We start from the raw sequence: 3,586 nt of genomic DNA on the forward strand, positions 1-3,586 counted from the left end.
GTGGCGGGCGCGGCGGGGGCCGGAGGCGGGGCCGGCGCCGTCGCGGTGTCGGCGACGGGCGCCGCTGCTGCCTCCGGCAGGGCCCCTTTGCGGTAGGCGGGGGCGTCGGCCGGGGCCGCCCAGAGCGTGGCGAGCCGGTCGTCGAGCCAGGTCAGCGTGAGGGAGACCCCGGCCATGTCGAAACTGGTGACCAGGTCTCCGACCTCGGGCCCGACGATCTCCACGCCGGCTTCGCCCAGCAGGCGGGCCACGGTGCGGTAGAGGACGAACAACTCCTCGTGGCTCACCGCGCCGAGGCCGTTGAGCAGGACGGCCGCACGCTGCCCGGCGGGGCGGTCGACCCCGTCGGGCAGTTCGGCCAGCAGGGTCTCGACCAGGAGTTCGGCGGCCTCGTCGGCGGTGGGCAGCGGCGCCTCCCCGATGCCCGGCTCGCCGTGGATGCCCAGACCGACCGCCATGCGGCCCTCGGGGACGGTGAAGAGCGGGGCATCGGCGCCCGGCAGGGTGCAGCCGCCGAAGGCGATGCCGAAGGAGCGGGTCCGGGCGTCCGCGTGGCGGGCGGTGTCGAGGACCTCGGCCAGCGGCAGCCCCTGTTCGGCCGCGGCAGCCGCGGCCTTGAAGACCGGCAGGTCGCCGGCGATGCCGCGCCGGTCGCGACGTTCCGCGGCCGGGGCGGCGGCGATGTCGTCGGTGACCGCGAACGTCTCGGTCGGTGTCCCGTCCGCGGTGAGGCGCTGGGCGGCCTCACCGAAGTGCAGCACGTCGCCCGCGTAGTTGCCGAACATCAGCAGGACCCCGGCGCCGCCGTGGGCGGCGGTCGCCACCGAGCAGACCTGGCGGGCGCTGGGTGAGGCGAAGACGTTGCCGACCGCCGCGCCGTGGGCGAGCCCCCGGCCGACCAGCCCGGCGAAGGCCGGGTAGTGGCCCGAGCCGCCGCCGATGACGACGGCGACCTGCCCGGCCGGGGTGCCGTGGGCGCGGACCACGCCGCCGTCCACGGGGCGCACCCGGGCGGCGTGGGCCGCTGCGAAGCCGGCCAATGCCTCGTCGGCGAAGTCCGCGGGGTCGTTGTGGAGGTGGGTCACGACCGGACCTCCGGGGTGTCGCCGACCGGCGCGGTGACGGTCCGCGGATCCTTGGTGCGGGTGGCGATGCCGGTGATGAGGACGGCGGAGAGCAGCATGAAGAACCCGACGAGGTAGAGGGGGACGACGTAGCTTCCGGTGAGGTCGCGCAGCCAGCCGGTGACGTAGCCGGAGGCGAAGCCGGCGACGTTGCCCATGGTGTTGATGAGGGCGATGCCGGCGGCCGCGGCGGCTCCGGTGAGGAAGCGGGAGGGCACGGTCCAGAAGACCGGGAGGGCGGCGAAGATCGCGCAGGCGGTGATGGTGATGACGGCGACGGTGGCGGCGGGCGACCCGGTCCACAGCGCGAGGGGGACGCTGATGCCGCCGACGACCGCGGGGCCGGCGATGTGCCAGGTGCGGGTGCCGACGCGGTTGGCGTGCCGGGTCCAGAAGAAGAGGACGACGGCGGCCGGGAGGTAGGGGATGGCGGTGATCCAGGCCTTGTCCATCACGCTGAACTCGGTGCCGAACTGCTCCTGGAAGCCGTCGATGATGGTCGGCAGGAAGAACGCCAGGGCGTAGAGGCCGTAGACGAAGCCGAAGTAGACCAGGGAGAGCACCCACACGCGGGAGCTGGTCAGGGCGCGGCGCAGGTCGCCCTTGGCGTGGTGGCGGGAGGTGTTGCCGGTCTTGCCGGCGTTCTCCGCCGCCAGCGCGCGGGTGAGCCAGTTCTTCTCGTCGCGGTCGAGCCACTTCGCGTCCTCGGGGCGGTCGACGAGGACGAAGCGCGCGGCGATGCCCAGCAGGATGGCGGGCAGCGAGACGAAGAGGAACATCACGCGCCACCCCTCCAGCCCGAACAGGCCGTGGTGGCTGATGAGCCAGCCCGCCAGGGGGGCGCCGATGACGGTGGTCAGCGGCTGGGCGAGGTAGAACAGGCCGAGGATCTTGGCCCGGTGCTGCGAGGGCACCCACTGGCTGAGGAAGAGGATCGCGCCGGGGAAGAAGCCGGCCTCGGCGACACCGAGCATGAACCGCAGCACGTAGAGCTGCTCGCTGCTCTGCACCCAGGTGAACAGCAGCGAGACGACGCCCCAGCTGATCATGATCCGCGCCAGCCAGCGGCGGGCACCGAACCGGTGCAGCGCCATGTTGCTGGGGACCTCCAGCACGATGTAGCCCAGGAAGAAGATTCCCGAGGCGAACCCGAACTGGGCGGCGGTCAGCGCCAGGTCGTCGCCCATGCCGTTGGGCTCGGCGAACGAGATCGCGGTGCGGTCCAGGTAGTTCACGAAGAACATCAGCGCCACGAAGGGCACCAGGCGGATCGAGACCTTCCTGATGGCTGATCTCTCGACCGCGCCGGCGGTCGGGGCTTCGGCTGCACCCATGGTGGCTCCTCGGCTCTCCCGGACAACTCCGTCCGGGTGGTTCAGATTCGGCCGAGCCAAGGCGGCTCCTCGTCGGCCGGATTGAGCACACGCTAGACCCCGACCGGTAAATTGGTCACCAATTTACCGGCGTGACCTGGGTCACAGAATTGCAGCTGCCAATACTGTGGTGTCCGACCGGCGACACGGGGTGTGCGCCTCCGGCGGGTCGCGGGCGCCCGAGGCGCGGGCGGGAATCTGGTGTACTAGGGCGCGTGACCAGTCAGCCCGATCAGCAGATCCCCGCCACGCCCGGCCTGGAGCAGCTCCTGCGTCCGGTGGTGCGCGAGTCCTCCGTCAGCGAGGTCGCCAAGCGGCTCCTGGACCACCTCTCCGCGGGCGACATCCGCCCCGGTACCCGGCTGCCGGCGGAACGCCAGCTCGCCGAGGCGCTCGGGGTGGCGCGGTCCAGCGTCCGCGGCGCGCTCTCCGCGCTCGACGTCCTGGGGATCATCGAGATCCGGCCCGGCTCGGGGTCCTACGTGCGCGAAGGCACCTCGGAGTTCCTGCCGCGCGCCATCAACTGGGGGCTGATGCTGGGCCAGCCGCGCACCCAGGACCTGGTGGAGGTGCGCACCCACATGGAGGCGATCTCCGCCCGACTGGCGGCCGAACGGGCCACCCCCGAGGGGATCGCCCGGCTCACCGAGCACCTGGCGCACATGCGCGAGGCCGGGGACGACCGCCGGGCGTTCATCGACGCCGACATCGCCTTCCACCTGGAGACCGCGCGCATCGCGGGCAACAGCGTCCTCAGCGACATCCTGTACAGCATCCGCGCCCTGCTCCAGGTCTGGATGGAGCGGGTCAGCGACATCGAGGGCACCATCAGCGGGACCCTCTGCGAGCACGACTCGGTGCTGCGGGCCATCGCGGAGGGCGACCCGGACCGGGCGGAACGCGCCATGGCGGAGCACATGACGATGGCCAGCGAGCGGCTGCGCGCCGCGATGGCCACCCCCGCGGCGGAGGCCGGCGAACCGGGCGCCGGGGACGTGTACGACGCCATCGAGCCGGTGATGCTGCCCGAGGACTGACCCGCGGGCCCGCCCCGTGCGCGGGCGGGCGCCTCCGCACGCCCTGTCACCG

3 protein-coding genes are annotated in these 3,586 nt (G+C 72.8%); 1 reads left to right on the top strand and 2 read right to left on the bottom strand.

Annotated elements, in window-relative coordinates; all coding sequences use genetic code 11:
• Together HCN52_RS22760 and HCN52_RS22765 are read right to left on the bottom strand one after the other, a co-directional pair.
• Positions 1-1,085, bottom strand: a 1,085-nt coding sequence (locus HCN52_RS22760; protein WP_312876843.1) for a dihydroxyacetone kinase subunit DhaK, incomplete at its 3' end; no start/stop codon positions are given.
• The gene (locus HCN52_RS22765) at positions 1,082-2,458 is read right to left on the bottom strand and encodes an MFS transporter (protein WP_168090318.1); all 1,377 of its coding nucleotides are present in this window, start codon (positions 2,456-2,458) and stop codon (positions 1,082-1,084) included. The genes HCN52_RS22760 and HCN52_RS22765, both read right to left, overlap by 4 nt.
• 254 nt (positions 2,459-2,712) lie before the next feature.
• Here HCN52_RS22765 and HCN52_RS22770 point away from each other — a divergent pair, with 254 nt between their 5' ends.
• Positions 2,713-3,534: a FadR/GntR family transcriptional regulator gene (locus HCN52_RS22770; protein ID WP_168090319.1), complete on the top strand. Its 822-nt coding sequence runs from the start codon at positions 2,713-2,715 to the stop codon at positions 3,532-3,534.
• Positions 3,535-3,586: the final 52 nt, after the last annotated feature.

This window comes from Streptomyces bohaiensis (assembly GCF_012033785.1).
Classification (GTDB): Bacteria; Actinomycetota; Actinomycetes; order Streptomycetales; family Streptomycetaceae; genus Streptomyces; species Streptomyces bohaiensis.

Coding starts and splice junctions, on each gene's coding strand:
- HCN52_RS22765 (WP_168090318.1), bottom strand. CDS start 2,458: ATGGGTGCAGCCGAAGCCCCGACCGCCGGCGCGGTCGAGAGATCAGCC.